The following is a 16,174-nucleotide window of genomic DNA, read 5'->3' as shown; positions in this document are numbered from 1 at the left end:
GCCACCCGGCATTTTTTTCATCAGGACAGAACTATGACTCAAATCACCCGCCTGCTGGGCATCATGCAACGTCTGCGCGACCCGGAAAATGGCTGTCCGTGGGATAAAGAACAGACCTTTGCCACCATCGCACCCTATACCCTGGAAGAGACGTACGAAGTGCTGGATGCAATTTCCCGCGAGGATTTCGACGATTTACGCGGCGAATTAGGCGATTTACTGTTCCAGGTGGTGTTTTATGCACAAATGGCCCAGGAGCAAAATCTGTTCAACTTCGACGATGTGTGTGCGGCCATCAGTAACAAGCTGGAGCGCCGTCATCCGCATATTTTTGGTGACGCGCAGGCGGAAAACAGCAGTGAAGTGCTGGCCCGCTGGGAGCAGATTAAAAGCGCTGAGCGCGCCGAAAAGTCACAGCATTCCGCGTTGGATGACATTCCCCATAGCCTTCCGGCATTGATGCGTGCCCACAAAATCCAGAAGCGCTGCGCAACCGTGGGCTTTGACTGGACCTCCCTGGGGCCGGTGCTGGACAAAGTCTACGAAGAAATCGACGAAGTGATGGATGAGGCAAAACAGGCTGTCGTGGATGAGGCGAAACTGGAAGAAGAGATGGGCGACTTGTTGTTCGCAACGGTCAATCTTTCGCGTCATCTGGGGGTGAAAGCGGAAGTCGCCTTGCAAAAAGCGAACCTGAAATTTGAACGTCGTTTCCGCGAAGTTGAGCGGATCGTTGCCGCTCGCGGCCTGGAAATGAGCGGAATCGACCTGGAAGCGATGGAAGAGGTATGGCAGCAGGTAAAACGCCAGGAAACTGATATCTAAAGATATTATGCTTTCAAGTGCGATTTGTATGATTTTTTAAATAACAAGCGCTTGATTTACGTCAAAATCATTTTGCTGAAAGTGGCTATTTTCTCACTCCTTATTACAGGTGAGGTTAGGGATAAGGGGTGAGAATGAAAGTTTGTGAGGCACGCCCTGTTCAGGTATACTACTTTCCCGTCCTGGTTATTCCATCGTTTCACCCTAACTTCTCAGGTTCAGCATGACAACGAACTATATTTTTGTGACCGGCGGGGTCGTATCCTCTCTGGGTAAAGGCATTGCCGCAGCCTCCCTCGCAGCCATTCTTGAAGCCCGTGGCCTCAATGTGACCATGATGAAACTGGATCCGTATATCAACGTCGATCCGGGTACCATGAGCCCAATCCAACACGGGGAAGTGTTCGTTACCGAAGACGGCGCTGAAACCGATCTGGACCTGGGTCACTATGAGCGTTTCATCCGCACCAAGATGACCCGTCGTAACAACTTCACGACTGGCCGTATCTATTCCGAAGTGCTGCGCAAAGAGCGCCGTGGCGACTACCTGGGCGCGACTGTTCAGGTTATTCCGCACATTACCAATGCTATCAAAGAGCGCATCATCGAAGGCGGTGAAGGCCATGATGTGGTGCTGGTGGAAATCGGCGGTACCGTAGGTGATATAGAATCGCTGCCGTTCCTCGAAGCGATTCGCCAGATGGCCGTTGAAGTGGGGCGCGAACGCACACTGTATATGCACCTGACGCTGGTGCCTTACATGGCCGCTTCGGGCGAAGTCAAAACCAAGCCGACTCAGCACTCAGTAAAAGAGCTGCTTTCTATCGGTATTCAGCCTGACATTCTGATTTGTCGTTCCGATCGTGCCGTGCCGGCAAACGAGCGTGCAAAGATTGCTTTGTTCTGTAATGTTCCAGAAAAGGCGGTTATCTCCCTTAAAGACGTCGATTCCATTTATAAAATTCCGGGCCTGTTGAAATCGCAGGGGCTGGACGATTATATTTGTAAACGATTCAGCTTGAACTGCCCGGAAGCAAATCTGGCCGAATGGGAACAGGTTATTTACCAGCAGGCGAACCCGGTAGACGAAGTCACCATCGGTATGGTCGGTAAGTACATTGAACTGCCGGATGCCTATAAGTCAGTTATCGAAGCGCTGAAACACGGTGGCCTGAAAAATCGTGTTACCGTCAACATCAAACTGATCGATTCACAAGATGTTGAAACACGTGGTGTCGAAATTCTGAAAGGTCTGGATGCTATCCTGATCCCTGGCGGTTTCGGTTATCGCGGTGTGGAAGGTAAGATCGCCACTGCACGCTACGCGCGTGAAAACAATATTCCTTATCTGGGCATCTGCCTGGGGATGCAGGTTGCGCTGATCGAATTTGCTCGCAACGTTGCAGGTATGGAGAACGCCAACTCGACGGAATTTGTGCCAGACTGTAAGTACCCGGTTGTGGCGCTCATTACCGAATGGCGTGATGAAGAAGGCAAGATTGAAGTACGTTCGGAAAAGAGCGATCTCGGTGGCACCATGCGCCTCGGCGCACAGCAGTGCCAGCTTGGCGACGACAGCCTGGTCCGTCAACTGTATGGCGAGCCGACCATTGTCGAACGCCATCGCCATCGCTATGAAGTGAACAATCTGCTGTTGAAACAAATTGAAGCTGCGGGTCTGCGTGTTGCAGGCCGTTCCGGCGATGATCAGTTGGTCGAGATCATCGAGGTGCCAAATCATCCGTGGTTTGTCGCTTGTCAGTTCCACCCGGAATTTACTTCTACGCCGCGTGATGGGCACCCACTGTTTGCAGGCTTCGTGAAAGCCGCCAGTGAGTACCAGAAGCGTCAGGCGAAGTAAGAGTTAGAACGGCAGTGCACCCAAATGGGTGCACTGTTTGTCTGGAGTTTTAGTTTAACTTGTACTGAGGAAATCCTAATGTCCAAAATCGTTAAAGTCATCGGTCGTGAAATCATCGACTCCCGTGGTAACCCGACTGTTGAAGCCGAAGTACACCTGGAAGGTGGTTTCGTTGGTCTGGCAGCTGCTCCGTCAGGTGCTTCTACCGGTTCCCGCGAAGCGCTGGAACTGCGTGATGGCGACAAATCCCGCTTCATGGGTAAAGGCGTACTGAAAGCGGTTGGCGCGGTTAACGGCCCGATCGCTCAGGCAATCCTGGGCAAAGATGCCAAAGATCAGGCTGGCATTGACAAGATCATGATCGACCTGGACGGTACTGAAAACAAATCTAACTTCGGTGCTAACGCAATCCTGGCTGTTTCTCTGGCGACTGCTAAAGCTGCTGCTGCCTCTAAAGGCCTGCCGCTGTACGCACACATCGCTGAACTGAACGGCACCCCGGGCAAATACTCCATGCCGGTTCCGATGATGAACATCATCAACGGTGGTGAGCACGCTGACAACAACGTAGACATTCAGGAATTCATGATTCAGCCGGTTGGCGCGAAATCCCTGAAAGAAGCGGTACGTATGGGTTCAGAAGTGTTCCATAACCTGGCTAAAGTTCTGAAATCCAAAGGTATGAACACGGCTGTTGGTGACGAAGGCGGCTATGCGCCGAACCTGGGTTCCAACGCTGAAGCGCTGGCTGTTATCGCAGAAGCTGTTAAAGCTGCGGGTTACGAGCTGGGCAAAGACATCACTCTGGCGATGGACTGCGCGGCTTCTGAATTCTACAAAGACGGTAAATACGTTCTGGCTGGCGAAGGCAACAAAGCATTCACCTCCGAAGAATTCACTCACTTCCTGGAAGACCTGACCAAACAGTACCCGATCGTGTCCATCGAAGATGGTCTGGACGAGTCTGACTGGGCTGGCTTTGCTTACCAGACCAAAGTTCTGGGCGACAAAATCCAGCTGGTTGGTGACGACCTGTTCGTAACTAACACCAAGATCCTGAAAGAAGGCATCGAAAAAGGCATCGTTAACTCCATCCTGATCAAATTCAACCAGATCGGTTCTCTGACCGAAACTCTGGCTGCGATCAAAATGGCGAAAGACGCTGGCTACACTGCTGTCATCTCTCACCGTTCTGGCGAAACTGAAGACGCTACCATCGCTGACCTGGCTGTTGGTACCGCTGCTGGCCAGATCAAAACTGGCTCTATGAGCCGTTCTGACCGCGTTGCTAAATACAACCAGTTGATTCGTATCGAAGAAGCTCTGGGTGAACAAGCGCCGTACAACGGTCGTAAAGAGATCAAAGGTCAGGCATAAGCCTGTCTTTCTCTGAAATGAAAATGCCAGCCTTCGGGCTGGCATTTTTTTTTACCTGCAATAGCCGTTATTTAAAATCGACGGCCATTTGCTGCGGAATGGAAAGTCCGCGGGTGGTCTGTACGCACTGAGCGATATAATCGGTAAAGCGTGGTGGCTTCGGCATGCCCAGCCCTATGAGCTTGTCATTGCTAAAGCGGACATTCAGCATGGCGAACGCACCGTACAAACGCATGGCTTTAAGCATTAAGCGCTCGTTGCAGGGGCCGAAGATGTTTTTCAATTCACGGCGCATCTTCACCAGCGTCTCGTAGCTAACCTGCGTGTAGACATCTTTAACCGGCACCGTTTCCAGCGCGGACGCCATCGCGGCATCAATATCAGAAAACTTCACGCTGTTCTCTTCGCCTGCGGAGATATGAATGACCTCACCCGCCGGGATGTCGCTTTTCAGCATCATGATCAACGCGTCGGCGCAATAGTCCACCGGCACCACATCAATACGGTCTTCCAGTGAGCACATGAATTTTTGCAGCATCAGCGCCATGCTGAATACCCAGAAGATACTGCTTGAGGGCTGGCAGCCGTAATGCGTATGCCCCACCACGATAGACGGACGTGCGATAACCAGCGGCAGATCCGGATAGGTTTTGCGCATCAGATGTTCGATGGTGGATTTGGAGTGGGTGTACTCCACCAGATGCTCGGCGTTTTCTTTGAATTCCTGGCTCTCATAGACCAGCGAATCGGCTTCTGGCGCACACGACATAGCGGTGCCGACATGCAGGAAACGCTGTAGCCCCTGTACTTTCGCCATACGTCCGGCAAAGGCCAGAGTGCCTTCAACATTCACTTTCCAGATGAGCGGGTTGTTGCCAAAAGAGGCCACGGCTGCGCAGTTCAGCACGTGGGTGACACTGTCCAGACGCGGGTCGTCCAGAAATTGCTCCGGTGTACCCAGATCACCGATGATGATATGTTCGCAGGTCAGACGGGAGAGGATAGATTCGCTGATGTTGAATTTGCGCATGTTCTCTTTTACGCGCTCAACGCCAGCCTGGCTATCCGTTGCCCTGACTAAAAGTAAATAGTTGATTTGACTATCATCATTAAGTATTTTCTCAAACACTGCACCACCGAGGAATCCGGTGACGCCGGTGATCAGTAGAGTTTTCATGATCGCATGCTCATTGTTGTTAATTCGCGGATTGTATTCAGCGAAAATTAAACAATGCTTAAATAAGAGAGGCGGAAATAAATGGATTTCTTAAGGTGATTTTAAGCTTTAAATGCGGTACAAGGTTAATTGGACAGGCAAACGCAGAAATAAATTCATTAAAAATAAAAATATTTATAATTAATTGAAAATAAAGTATTTTTATTCTTTGCTTTAGCGTTTTATTGTAATGGTTTTCTTATATAAATGAGCGTTTCTGAAATAATTGATTACAAATAAAATGATGCTAAGCCTGCTATCCATTGCCCATTTTTATACTTTATTTCGATGACAATCACGCAACATTTACCCCTGCCTCAACTCGCCCTCAAGGGTGAAATCTGTAATAATTAATGTTTTCCCCGATCAGAGTTGATTATGCAGTACCCGATTAATGAGATGTTCCAGACCTTGCAAGGCGAGGGCTATTTTACCGGCGTTCCCGCCATTTTTATTCGTTTACAGGGATGCCCGGTTGGTTGCGCATGGTGCGACACCAAACACACCTGGGATAAGCTTGAAGATCGGGAAGTCTCTCTCTACAGCATTCTGGCCAAGACCAAAGAGAGCGATAAATGGGGCGCGGCGAGCAGTGAAGATCTGCTGGCTATTATTGAGCGTCAGGGCTGGACTGCGCGACATGTGGTAATCACTGGCGGCGAACCTTGTATCCACGATCTGATTCCATTGACCCACCTTCTGGAAAAACAGGGGTTCAGTTGTCAGATTGAGACCAGCGGTACTCATGAAGTGCGCACGTCTCATGCAACCTGGGTCACCGTGTCACCAAAGGTGAATATGCGCGGAGGCTATGACATCCTCCAGCAGGCGCTGGAGCGCGCCGATGAGATCAAACACCCGGTTGGACGTACCCGAGACATTGAGGCGCTTGATGAGCTACTGACGCAACTGACCGATGACAAGCACCGGGTCATTGCACTGCAGCCTATCAGCCAAAAAGAAGACGCCACCCGCTTGTGTATTGAAACCTGTATCGCCCGCAACTGGCGACTGTCGATGCAAACGCATAAGTATCTGAATATTGCCTGATTCGGTTTCTGCCGGTGTTATTGCACCGGCAAGACAGGTATTACCTGAGCCGCCCGGCCTTATGGCCGGGCGTTTTCGTTTACCTGCCCGGCGGACAGGATATAGGTTTGTGAAACAACGCTGTTCGGTAAAATCAGCTTTTGCCTGCGGTGTGTTTTTATTTTGATTAATACTCAATGGGTTAATGATTCAGCTTGCGTCGATAAAATCGGTAGAATTTGAGCTGTGATAAATGATTCTATAATTCAATGGGTTATATTTAGAGTGTTCCCCGCGCGAGCGGGGATAAACCGCCACCGATCCTATTCTGGTGGTTCCTACCATGGTGTTCCCCGCGCGAGCGGGGATAAACCGCTCCGGAGCACCAAAAAAAGAACGAGAATTTAGTGTTCCCCGCGCGAGCGGGGATAAACCGCTACAATCTCACCAGTTTGTTGAATCGGCAACGTGTTCCCCGCGCGAGCGGGGATAAACCGCAATTCATCAAACCAGCCGATTTTCCGCGCGCGTGTTCCCCGCGCGAGCGGGGATAAACCGTCAAATGTACTATCTGGAATGCGGCCCGCCTGGTGTTCCCCGCGCGAGCGGGGATAAACCGGACGCCAAATCGCTGGCCGGGCATATCAAAGAGTGTTCCCCGCGCGAGCGGGGATAAACCGGAAATGACGCAATACGGCCACGTAAACGGCGAATGTTCCCCGCGTGAGCGGGGCTAAACCGAATAGGTTGCATTGCATGAGTCTTTTGCCAGGGTGTTCCCCACGCCAGTGGGGATAAATAACCATAACGGAAAGGAAACAGGCTTACGCAGGCGCTGACGACACAGAAGCGAAATTACTCGCCGCGGTAGATACACCCTGCGGTACAGGTCTCTTTGATCATCACGGCGCTCAGCAGCGGAACGACGGGTTTCAACTGATCCCAAATCCATTTTGCCAGTACTTCGCTGGTCGGGTTCTCAAGGCCAGGAATATCATTAAGATAGTAGTGATCCAGACGATCATAGGTCGGTTTGAACGCCGCCTTAAGCTCAGCAAAATCCATGATCCAGCCCGTATGCGGATCCACCTCGCCGGTGATCTCCAGACGCACCATAAATGAGTGACCATGAAGACGACCGCATTTATGCCCGGCTGGAACATGTGGCAAACGGTGAGCGGCTTCAAACATGAAATCTTTAAATAACGTGGTGGACATTCTGAACTCTCTGACTGGCTAGAAAAACCGCGGCATGGTAGCCGAAATGACCTTTTTTATCATTAACTAAAATCGGCAAAAGCGATTAACCGTTACGCTTTGCCTGATGACCTGTATTTTTCATTTATAAATCAATAGATTAATTAATCTGTTTTACTGTTATAAACTATGAATAAAACAGGTTAGTCCTTTTGGTTATTTATTATTTCCAACCTTTCTTTAATTGTTATTATCCCCGCCGTTAACCTTACTTTCTCTTCTGCTTTTATGGCGCTGACAGGGCGTATAAGCAGCTTTTGCTTACTGGAACATAACGACGCATGACGACTCAGGTCCCACCTTCCGCTTTGCTTCCGCTGAACCCGGAGCAACTGGCACGCCTTCAGGCGGTCACAACCGATTTAACTCCCACCCAGCTTGCCTGGGTTTCCGGCTATTTTTGGGGCGTGCTGAACCAGCAACCCGGTGCGGCAGTTGCAACGGCAACACCTGCGGCGGCCGAGACCCCGACCATTACGCTACTTTCCGCCTCGCAAACCGGTAATGCCCGTCGCGTTGCGGAAGCACTGCGTGACGATCTGCTGGCGGCGAAACTCAACGTCAAACTGGTGAGCGCGGGCGACTATAAATTCAAACAAATCGCTAACGAAAAACTGCTGATTGTTGTTGCTTCCACACAAGGGGAAGGTGAGCCACCGGAAGAGGCCGTTGCGTTACATAAGTTCCTGTTCTCGAAAAAAGCACCGAAGCTTGATGGCACTGCTTTCGCCGTGCTGGGGCTTGGCGACACGTCTTATGAATTTTTCTGCCAGGCAGGTAAAGATTTTGACAGCAAACTGGCTGAACTGGGTGCCGAGCGCCTGCTGGATCGCGTCGACGCAGACGTTGAGTTCCAGGCTGCCGCCGCTGAATGGCGCGCGCGTGTAGTTGAAGTACTGAAAGCACGAGTCCCGAAAGAGACACCGGCCCAGGCCGCTGTGACGGCAACGGGGGCGGTGAATGAGGTTTTCTCCAGCCCTTATACGAAAGAAGAACCGCTGACCGCGACGCTCTCAGTGAATCAAAAAATCACGGGCCGTGACTCAGAAAAAGACGTGCGTCATATCGAAATCGATCTGGGCGATTCCGGCCTGCGCTATCAGCCGGGCGACGCGCTGGGCGTGTGGTATCAGAACGATCCGGCACTGGTGAAAGAGCTGGTTGAGCTGCTGTGGCTTAAAGGAGATGAACCGGTCAGCGTCGACGGCAAAACCCTGCCGCTGTCCGAAGCATTACAGTGGCATTTCGAGCTGACGGTCAACACCGGCAACATCGTGGAAAACTATGCCACTCTGACCCGCAGCGAATCACTGTTGCCGCTGGTGGGCGATAAGGCCAAATTACAGCACTATGCGGCGACCACGCCGATTGTGGATATGGTGCGTTTCTCCCCGGCACAACTGGACGCCACTGCGCTGATTGGCCTGCTGCGCCCGCTGACGCCGCGCCTCTACTCCATCGCCTCTTCGCAGGCGGAAGTGGAAACCGAAGTGCACGTCACTGTCGGTGTGGTGCGCTATGACATTGAAGGCCGCGCGCGCGCGGGTGGGGCGTCGAGCTTCCTCGCCGATCGCGTGGAAGAAGAGGGCGAAGTACGTGTGTTCATCGAACATAACGATAACTTCCGTCTGCCTGCCAACCCGGAAACGCCGGTCATCATGATTGGGCCGGGTACTGGTATCGCACCGTTCCGCGCCTTTATGCAACAGCGAGCGGCAGACGGGGCAGAAGGTAAAAACTGGCTGTTCTTCGGCAACCCGCACTTTACGGAAGATTTCCTCTACCAGGTTGAGTGGCAGCGTTACGTCAAAGAAGGCGTGCTGAACCGTATCGATCTGGCCTGGTCGCGTGACCAAAAAGAAAAAGTATACGTACAAGACAAACTGCGTCAGCAAGGCGCGGAACTGTGGCGCTGGATTAATGACGGTGCGCACATTTATGTCTGCGGCGACGCGAATCGCATGGCGAAGGACGTTGAGCAGGCTTTACTGGACGTGATTGCCGAATTTGGCGCGATGGACGCCGAAGCGGCGGACGAATATTTAAGTGAGCTGCGCGTAGAGCGCCGTTACCAGCGAGATGTCTACTAATGAGTGAAAAACATCCAGGCCCACTGGTGGTCGAAGGTAAACTGACAGACGCCGAGCGCATGAAGCTGGAAAGCAACTATCTGCGCGGGACCATTGCGGAAGATCTTAACGACGGGCTGACCGGCGGCTTTAAAGGTGACAACTTTCTGCTGATCCGTTTCCACGGCATGTACCAGCAGGATGATCGTGATATTCGCGCTGAGCGTGCTGCACAGAAGCTGGAGCCGCGTCATGCGATGCTGCTGCGCTGCCGCCTGCCGGGAGGCGTGATCACCACCAAACAGTGGCAGGCGATTGATAAGTTCGCCGCTGAGAACACCATTTACGGCAGTATCCGCCTGACCAACCGTCAGACGTTCCAGTTCCACGGCATTCTGAAAAAGAACGTGAAACCGGTACACCAGATGCTGCACTCCGTTGGTCTGGACGCCCTGGCGACCGCTAACGACATGAACCGTAACGTGTTGTGTACCTCCAACCCGTACGAGTCAGAATTGCACGCCGAAGCCTATGAGTGGGCGAAGAAGATCTCTGAACATCTGTTGCCGCGTACCCGCGCTTACGCAGAGATCTGGCTCGATCAGGAAAAAGTGGCGACCACCGATGAAGAGCCTATCCTCGGTCAGACCTATCTGCCGCGTAAGTTTAAAACTACGGTCGTGATCCCGCCGCAGAACGATATCGATCTGCACGCCAACGACATGAACTTTGTCGCGGTCGCGGAAAACGGCAAGCTGGTGGGCTTTAACCTGCTGGTGGGCGGTGGTCTGTCCATCGAGCACGGTAATAAGAAAACCTATGCCCGCACGGCGAGCGAGTTTGGGTATCTGCCGGTTGAGCATACGCTGGCGGTTGCCGAAGCCGTTGTCACCACTCAGCGCGACTGGGGTAACCGTACCGATCGTAAAAACGCGAAGACCAAATATACGCTGGAACGTGTGGGTGTTGAGACCTTCAAAGCGGAAGTTGAGCGTCGCGCTGGTATCAAATTCGAACCGATTCGTCCGTATGAATTTACCGGGCGCGGCGATCGCATTGGCTGGGTGAAAGGGATCGATAATAAGTGGCATCTGACGCTGTTTATTGAAAACGGTCGTATTCTCGATTATCCGGGACGTCCGCTGAAAACGGGTCTGCTGGAGATCGCGAAGATCCATACAGGCGAGTTCCGTATTACGGCAAACCAGAACCTGATCATTGCCGGTGTGCCGGATAGCCAGAAGGCGAAAATCGAAAAAATCGCACGCCAGAGCGGCCTGATGGATGCCGTAACGCCGCAGCGTGAAAATTCGATGGCCTGCGTGTCATTCCCGACCTGTCCGCTGGCGATGGCCGAAGCAGAGCGCTTCCTGCCGTCGTTTATCGATAAAGTGGAAGAGGTGATGGCGAAGCATGGTTTGAGTGATGAGCACATCGTGACGCGTGTGACGGGTTGCCCGAACGGTTGTGGCCGCGCGATGCTGGCGGAAGTGGGCCTGGTGGGAAAAGCGCCTGGTCGCTATAACCTGCATTTGGGCGGTAACCGCATCGGTACGCGCATCCCGCGCATGTTCAAAGAGAACATTACCGAGCCAGAAATCATTGCCTCGCTCGATGAGCTGGTAGGGCGCTGGGCGAAAGAGCGCGAAGCGGGTGAAGGGTTCGGTGATTTCACCATCCGTGCGGGCATTATCCGCCCGGTGCTCGACCCGGCGCGCGATCTCTGGGATTAAGCTTCCTTGCCTTCCCCCTCTCCTTAGGGAGGGGTGAAGGAAGTAAACATACGAGAGGTAATTATGTCCGTACTCGATCTATCTGCCCTGAATGCTCTGTCGAAGGACGACCGCACGCTGGCGCTGGCGGAGGCTAACGCCCAACTGGAAGCGCAAACCGCAGAGGAACGCGTGGCCTGGGCGCTGGAAAATCTGCCGGGTGAGTATGTGCTGTCGTCCAGTTTTGGTATCCAGGCGGCGGTGAGCCTGCATCTGGTGAATCAGGTGCGCCCGAACATTCCGGTTATCCTGACGGACACAGGTTATCTGTTCCCGGAAACCTATCAGTTTATTGATGAGCTGACCGAGAAGCTCGGCCTGAATCTGCAGATTTACCGTGCACCGCAAAGCCCTGCCTGGCAGGAAGCGCGCTACGGCAAGCTGTGGGAGCAGGGCGTTGAGGGTATTGAAAAATACAACGACATCAACAAAGTTGAGCCGATGAACCGGGCGCTGAAAGAACTGAACGCCCGGACATGGTTTGCAGGCCTGCGTCGTGAGCAGTCCAGTAGCCGTGCCAACCTGCCGGTGCTGGATATTCAGCGCGGTGTTTTCAAAGTGCTGCCGATCATCGACTGGGATAACCGGACGGTGTATCAGTACCTGCAAAAACACGGCCTGAAATATCATCCGCTATGGGATGAAGGCTATCTGTCTGTGGGCGATACGCACACCACCCGTAAATGGGAACCGGGCATGGCAGAAGAGGACACCCGCTTCTTCGGCCTGAAACGCGAGTGCGGACTGCACGAAGGCTGATTTTTGGCTTTTCAATAAATAGATAAGACAAGCGCCCGGCTAACTACCGGGCGTTTTTTTATGGGTTATACGTTGGTGAAATGAGAGTTTGTACGTGGCGTGGTTTTCTTTAATAAGTAAAATCAAAGAATTACCGATCTTAAAAAATACGGAAATGTTGGTAGAATTTTGGGAGTGGTAATTACTGTTTAAATTTAATGAGTTACGTTTAGAGTGTTCCCCGCGTGAGCGGGGATAAACCGCGATCTCTATTGTTATATCTCTTCCAAAGGCTGTGTTCCCCGCGTGAGCGGGGATAAACCGCGGAAGGTTCTGTTGGAGTGGTTGGTGCAGGAGTGTTCCCCGCGTGAGCGGGGATAAACCGGACTTCTCAAGCAATCAAATCGTACCGAAAAAGTGTTCCCCGCGTGAGCGGGGATAAACCGGATGGCGGCAAGGCTGAGAAAGCGGTCCGCGCGTGTTCCCCGCGTGAGCGGGGATAAACCGACTGTACCTGAGTTTACGAAGGCGATGGAGCAGTGTTCCCCGCGTGAGCGGGGATAAACCGTTGCTTGCTGTAATAGGTTTTATCGCAACAAAGTGTTCCCCGCGTGAGCGGGGATAAACCGGTACTGGAGGTGCATTTGCATGGTCTATCGCAGTGTTCCCCGCGTGAGCGGGGATAAACCGTTACCGGCACGATCCTGCTGATAAACCATCGGGTGTTCCCCGCGTGAGCGGGGATAAACCGTGTTTGGCGCAAAAGCAGTAAAAGTTCCTGAAGTGTTCCCCGCGTGAGCGGGGATAAACCTTGGCCCTGCAGGTTGACATGTCGTACACGGCAGTGTTCCCCGCGTGAGCGGGGATAAACCGCTACCCCCAGCCTTAAAAAATGCTGGCCCTTGTCGTGTTCCCCGCGTGAGCGGGGATAAACCGCTGGTAGCAGTGACTGAGCAGCGCGACGCATTGTGTTCCCCGCGCGAGCGGGGATAACTCTTTATGCCCGATAAAAATAGCTCGTTATCATTAATATTTTCTTTATGGGCAGATATTATCCGACGGTTTCATTGCATCTCTATAAACTAAGAAAGTTATAATAGATACTGAACTTATAAGAGATATTGCCTGTTAAATCATTTTCATGGTAACAAATACAAAATTTATATATGTAACCTTCTGGTGATTTAAATCACAAAATATACTTTATAAAAAGCGCAGTATGTATCGATAACAGTTGGATAAGGGACATCGCTTGACAATATTTAATTATTGGGGGAAGACCAGTCGAGGAAATAAAAATGGTGGAGATGAATACCACTTGTTGTGCTGGCACTCATTGGATGTTGCTGCTGTTGGTTACTGGATGGTGCAATGCAATGTCTATGGCGCTGCTGATTATCTTCAAAAAGTAGGACTCCATGATAAGAACAAGGCCGCGCAGTTTTTTGCCTGGTTATTATGCTGGCATGATATCGGAAAATTCGCCCACTCTTTTCAGCAGATTTACATCCATAATGACTTGAATTTACATGACGAATATATAGAGCGTTATGAAAAAATCCCTCATGCAACATTAGGCTACTGGCTCTGGGATAATTACCTTAGTGAGTTTCCTGAGCTTTTTCCCAACTCTTCTCTTGCAGCCCGTAAACTGAAGCGCGCTATTGCGCTTTGGATGCCGCTTACGACAGGGCATCATGGGCGACCACCTTCGTCAGTAACGGAACTGAAAAATTTCCGCCAGCAGGATAAAGAAGCAGCCCGTGATTTTCTTGCCAGGATTAAATCATTATTCCCACTGGTTGAGATTCCCGAATTTTGGGATGACGATGAGGGTATTGCTCTCTTTAAACATTTGTCATGGCTTATTTCCGCAGTCATCGTCCTGGCAGATTGGGTTGGTTCTTCAACCCAACATTTCCCCCGAATCGCTAAGCCACTATGTATCAATGAATATTGGCAACAGCATGCGCTGGTTAAAGCGAAACTCGCGATTTCTGCTTTCCCTCCTTCTTCTACCGTTGCCCCTTTTTCCGGAATAACGACGCTATTTCCCTTTATTCAACAGCCAACCCCTTTACAGCAAAAAGCGCTGGAGCTGGATATTAATAAAGAAGGCCCGCAATTATTTATTCTTGAAGATGTCACGGGCGCCGGAAAAACAGAGGCCGCGTTGATTTTAACGCATCGCCTGATGGCGGCGGGAAAGGCGCAGGGATTCTATTTTGGTCTGCCGACGATGGCGACGGCGAATGCTATGTTCGACCGGATGTCGGAGAGCTGGCTGGCGCTGTATCAACCGGATTCACGGCCAAGTCTGGTGCTGGCGCACAGCGCGCGTGGGTTAATGGACCGCTTCACTCAATCTCTCTGGACGGGAGAATTAGCGGGTTCCGAAGAGCCCGATGATAAGCAACCTTTCAGTCAGGGTTGCGCAGCCTGGTTTGCCGACAGTAATAAAAAAGCGCTATTGGCTGAAGTCGGCGTCGGTACGCTTGACCAGGCGATGATGGCGGTAATGCCGTTTAAGCACAATAACCTGCGGATACTAGGGCTGAATAATAAGATCCTGCTCGCTGATGAGATACACGCCTGCGATGCCTACATGTCGCGGGTTCTGGAGAGCCTGATAGAAAAACAGGCCAGTGATGGCAACTGCACTATTTTGCTTTCCGCCACCCTATCACAACAACAGAGAGACAGGCTGGTTGCCGCTTTTGCTAAGGGCGCAAAGAGCCGGGTTGAAGCGCCATTATTGGGCTATGACGACTATCCCTGGCTAACGCAGGTGACGAGTTCGGCGGTGGTTTCTCAACATGTGGAGACCCGTAAAGAAGTTGAGCGCAGCGTTAAAGTTGGCTGGATGCACAGCGAACACGAGTGCATTGAACGCATTGAGCAGGCCTTAAGCCTGGGAAAATGCATTGCCTGGATACGCAACTCTGTTGATGACGCGATTGGTATATATCGCCAGCTTCTCGCCAGAGAGGTTATTCCTGCTGAAAGCCTTCTGCTATTTCACAGCCGCTTTGCTTTTCACGATCGTCAACGGATTGAAAACCAGGCGCTGACTCAGTTTGGTAAAAAAGGGAGTGCGCAGCGGGCCGGAAAAGTGCTGATCGCTACCCAGGTTATTGAGCAAAGTTTAGATATTGACCTGGATGAAATGATCTCCGATTTAGCCCCGGTAGATTTATTGATTCAGCGCGCCGGACGTTTACAGCGCCATATTCGCGATTGCAATGGCTTGCTGAAAGCTTCCGGGCAAGACGAACGCGCTGCGCCGGAACTGCTGATTTTCGCACCAGAATGGGATGACACACCGCGAGAGGACTGGCTCTCAGCCACGATGCGCAATAGCGCTTACGTCTACCCTGACCATGGTCGCTTGTGGTTGACCCAGCGCGTACTGCGCGAACAGGGGGCAATTCGAATGCCGCAGTCTGCCCGGTTGCTGATTGAGTCTGTTTACGGCGAAGAGGTTGATATGCCCGCGGGGTTCGCGAAGACGGAACAGTTGCAGGAAGGAAAGTATTACTGCGATCGGGCATTTGCTAAACAAAACATTATCAACTTTGCGCCGGGTTACAGTCCTGAAAGCAGCGATTTTTTGCCGGAAAAACTCTCCACACGACTTGCCGAAGAATCCATCACGCTGTGGCTTACGAAAATTATCGATGGGGTCGTTATGCCTTATGCGCCGGGAAACCATGCCTGGGAAATGAGCGCGCTGCGGGTCCGTGAGGGCTGGTGGAAAAAACACAAAGACGAGTTTGCAAGGCTTGAGGGAGAAATGCTACGGCAGTGGTGCATTGAACAGCACCAGAATCAGGAGTTCGCCGTGGTGATTGTGGTTTCGGAGGTTGAGCAGTGTGGATATTCAGCGGATGAAGGGTTGATTGGTAAGGTGCACTAGAGTGCCCGGGGCCGTATGGCCCTGGGGCTTATCCCCGCTGACGCGGGGAACTGAACAGAAGTAATAGTATTGTTACCTATAACCACTGGTTCATCCCTCTGTTTGGCAGATGGA

10 protein-coding genes and 2 CRISPR repeat arrays are annotated in these 16,174 nt (G+C 51.8%); of the genes, 8 read left to right on the top strand and 2 right to left on the bottom strand.

Features of this window, described 5'->3' with window-relative positions; all coding sequences use genetic code 11:
- Positions 1 to 33: 33 nt before the first annotated feature.
- From mazG to eno, 3 genes are all read left to right on the top strand, one after another.
- Positions 34 to 825 carry a nucleoside triphosphate pyrophosphohydrolase gene (mazG, locus tag IP582_RS20325; protein WP_193794273.1) on the top strand — a complete coding sequence of 264 codons (792 nt, stop codon included), beginning with the start codon at positions 34 to 36 and terminating at the stop codon, positions 823 to 825.
- A gap of 223 nt (positions 826 to 1,048) precedes the next feature.
- Positions 1,049 to 2,686 carry a glutamine hydrolyzing CTP synthase gene (pyrG, locus tag IP582_RS20320; RefSeq protein WP_039077701.1) on the top strand — a complete coding sequence of 546 codons (1,638 nt, stop codon included), beginning with the start codon at positions 1,049 to 1,051 and terminating at the stop codon, positions 2,684 to 2,686.
- Between the two features lie 78 nt (positions 2,687 to 2,764).
- The gene (gene eno, locus IP582_RS20315) at positions 2,765 to 4,063 is read left to right on the top strand and encodes a phosphopyruvate hydratase (protein ID WP_039077700.1); all 1,299 of its coding nucleotides are present in this window, start codon (positions 2,765 to 2,767) and stop codon (positions 4,061 to 4,063) included.
- Between the two features lie 67 nt (positions 4,064 to 4,130).
- Here the strand turns inward: eno and IP582_RS20310 are convergent, their stop codons facing one another.
- Complete coding sequence (locus IP582_RS20310) at positions 4,131 to 5,240, bottom strand: SDR family oxidoreductase (RefSeq protein WP_193794272.1); 1,110 nt, start codon at positions 5,238 to 5,240, stop codon at positions 4,131 to 4,133.
- Positions 5,241 to 5,657: 417 nt separating this feature from the next.
- On the opposite strand from IP582_RS20310, the gene queE reads away from it, so the two are divergent.
- Positions 5,658 to 6,329: a 7-carboxy-7-deazaguanine synthase QueE gene (gene queE / locus IP582_RS20305; protein ID WP_193794270.1), complete on the top strand. Its 672-nt coding sequence runs from the start codon at positions 5,658 to 5,660 to the stop codon at positions 6,327 to 6,329.
- A gap of 264 nt (positions 6,330 to 6,593) precedes the next feature.
- Positions 6,594 to 7,110: a CRISPR direct-repeat array (repeat unit 29 nt; unit sequence GTGTTCCCCGCGCGAGCGGGGATAAACCG).
- A 53-nt stretch (positions 7,111 to 7,163) separates the two neighbouring features.
- Here queE and queD read toward each other — a convergent pair.
- Positions 7,164 to 7,526: a 6-carboxytetrahydropterin synthase QueD gene (gene queD / locus IP582_RS20300; protein ID WP_039077697.1), complete on the bottom strand. Its 363-nt coding sequence runs from the start codon at positions 7,524 to 7,526 to the stop codon at positions 7,164 to 7,166.
- A 320-nt stretch (positions 7,527 to 7,846) separates the two neighbouring features.
- Here queD and cysJ point away from each other — a divergent pair, with 320 nt between their 5' ends.
- The 4 genes from cysJ to cas3 all read left to right on the top strand — a co-directional run bounded on the left by cysJ (position 7,847) and on the right by cas3 (position 16,060).
- Positions 7,847 to 9,655: an NADPH-dependent assimilatory sulfite reductase flavoprotein subunit gene (gene cysJ, locus IP582_RS20295; protein ID WP_193794268.1), complete on the top strand. Its 1,809-nt coding sequence runs from the start codon at positions 7,847 to 7,849 to the stop codon at positions 9,653 to 9,655.
- The gene (cysI, locus tag IP582_RS20290; RefSeq protein ID WP_193794267.1) at positions 9,655 to 11,367 is read left to right on the top strand and encodes an assimilatory sulfite reductase (NADPH) hemoprotein subunit; all 1,713 of its coding nucleotides are present in this window, start codon (positions 9,655 to 9,657) and stop codon (positions 11,365 to 11,367) included. The genes cysJ and cysI overlap by 1 nt, the downstream gene beginning before the upstream one ends.
- A gap of 63 nt (positions 11,368 to 11,430) precedes the next feature.
- Positions 11,431 to 12,165, top strand: a complete 735-nt coding sequence (gene cysH / locus IP582_RS20285; RefSeq protein ID WP_039077694.1) for a phosphoadenosine phosphosulfate reductase — start codon at positions 11,431 to 11,433, stop codon at positions 12,163 to 12,165.
- Positions 12,166 to 12,378: 213 nt separating this feature from the next.
- A CRISPR array of direct repeats spans positions 12,379 to 13,141; the repeat unit is 28 nt; unit sequence GTGTTCCCCGCGTGAGCGGGGATAAACC.
- Between the two features lie 255 nt (positions 13,142 to 13,396).
- The gene (gene cas3 / locus IP582_RS20280; RefSeq protein WP_193794266.1) at positions 13,397 to 16,060 is read left to right on the top strand and encodes a CRISPR-associated helicase Cas3'; all 2,664 of its coding nucleotides are present in this window, start codon (positions 13,397 to 13,399) and stop codon (positions 16,058 to 16,060) included.
- Positions 16,061 to 16,174 lie beyond the last annotated feature (114 nt).

Origin of the sequence: Citrobacter sp. BDA59-3, from assembly GCF_015167655.1 — a bacterium.
GTDB classification, from domain to species: Bacteria; Pseudomonadota; Gammaproteobacteria; order Enterobacterales; family Enterobacteriaceae; genus Phytobacter; species Phytobacter diazotrophicus.
Note: the sequence above shows the minus strand (reverse complement) of the source record. Positions and strands in the feature narration are given on the sequence as shown.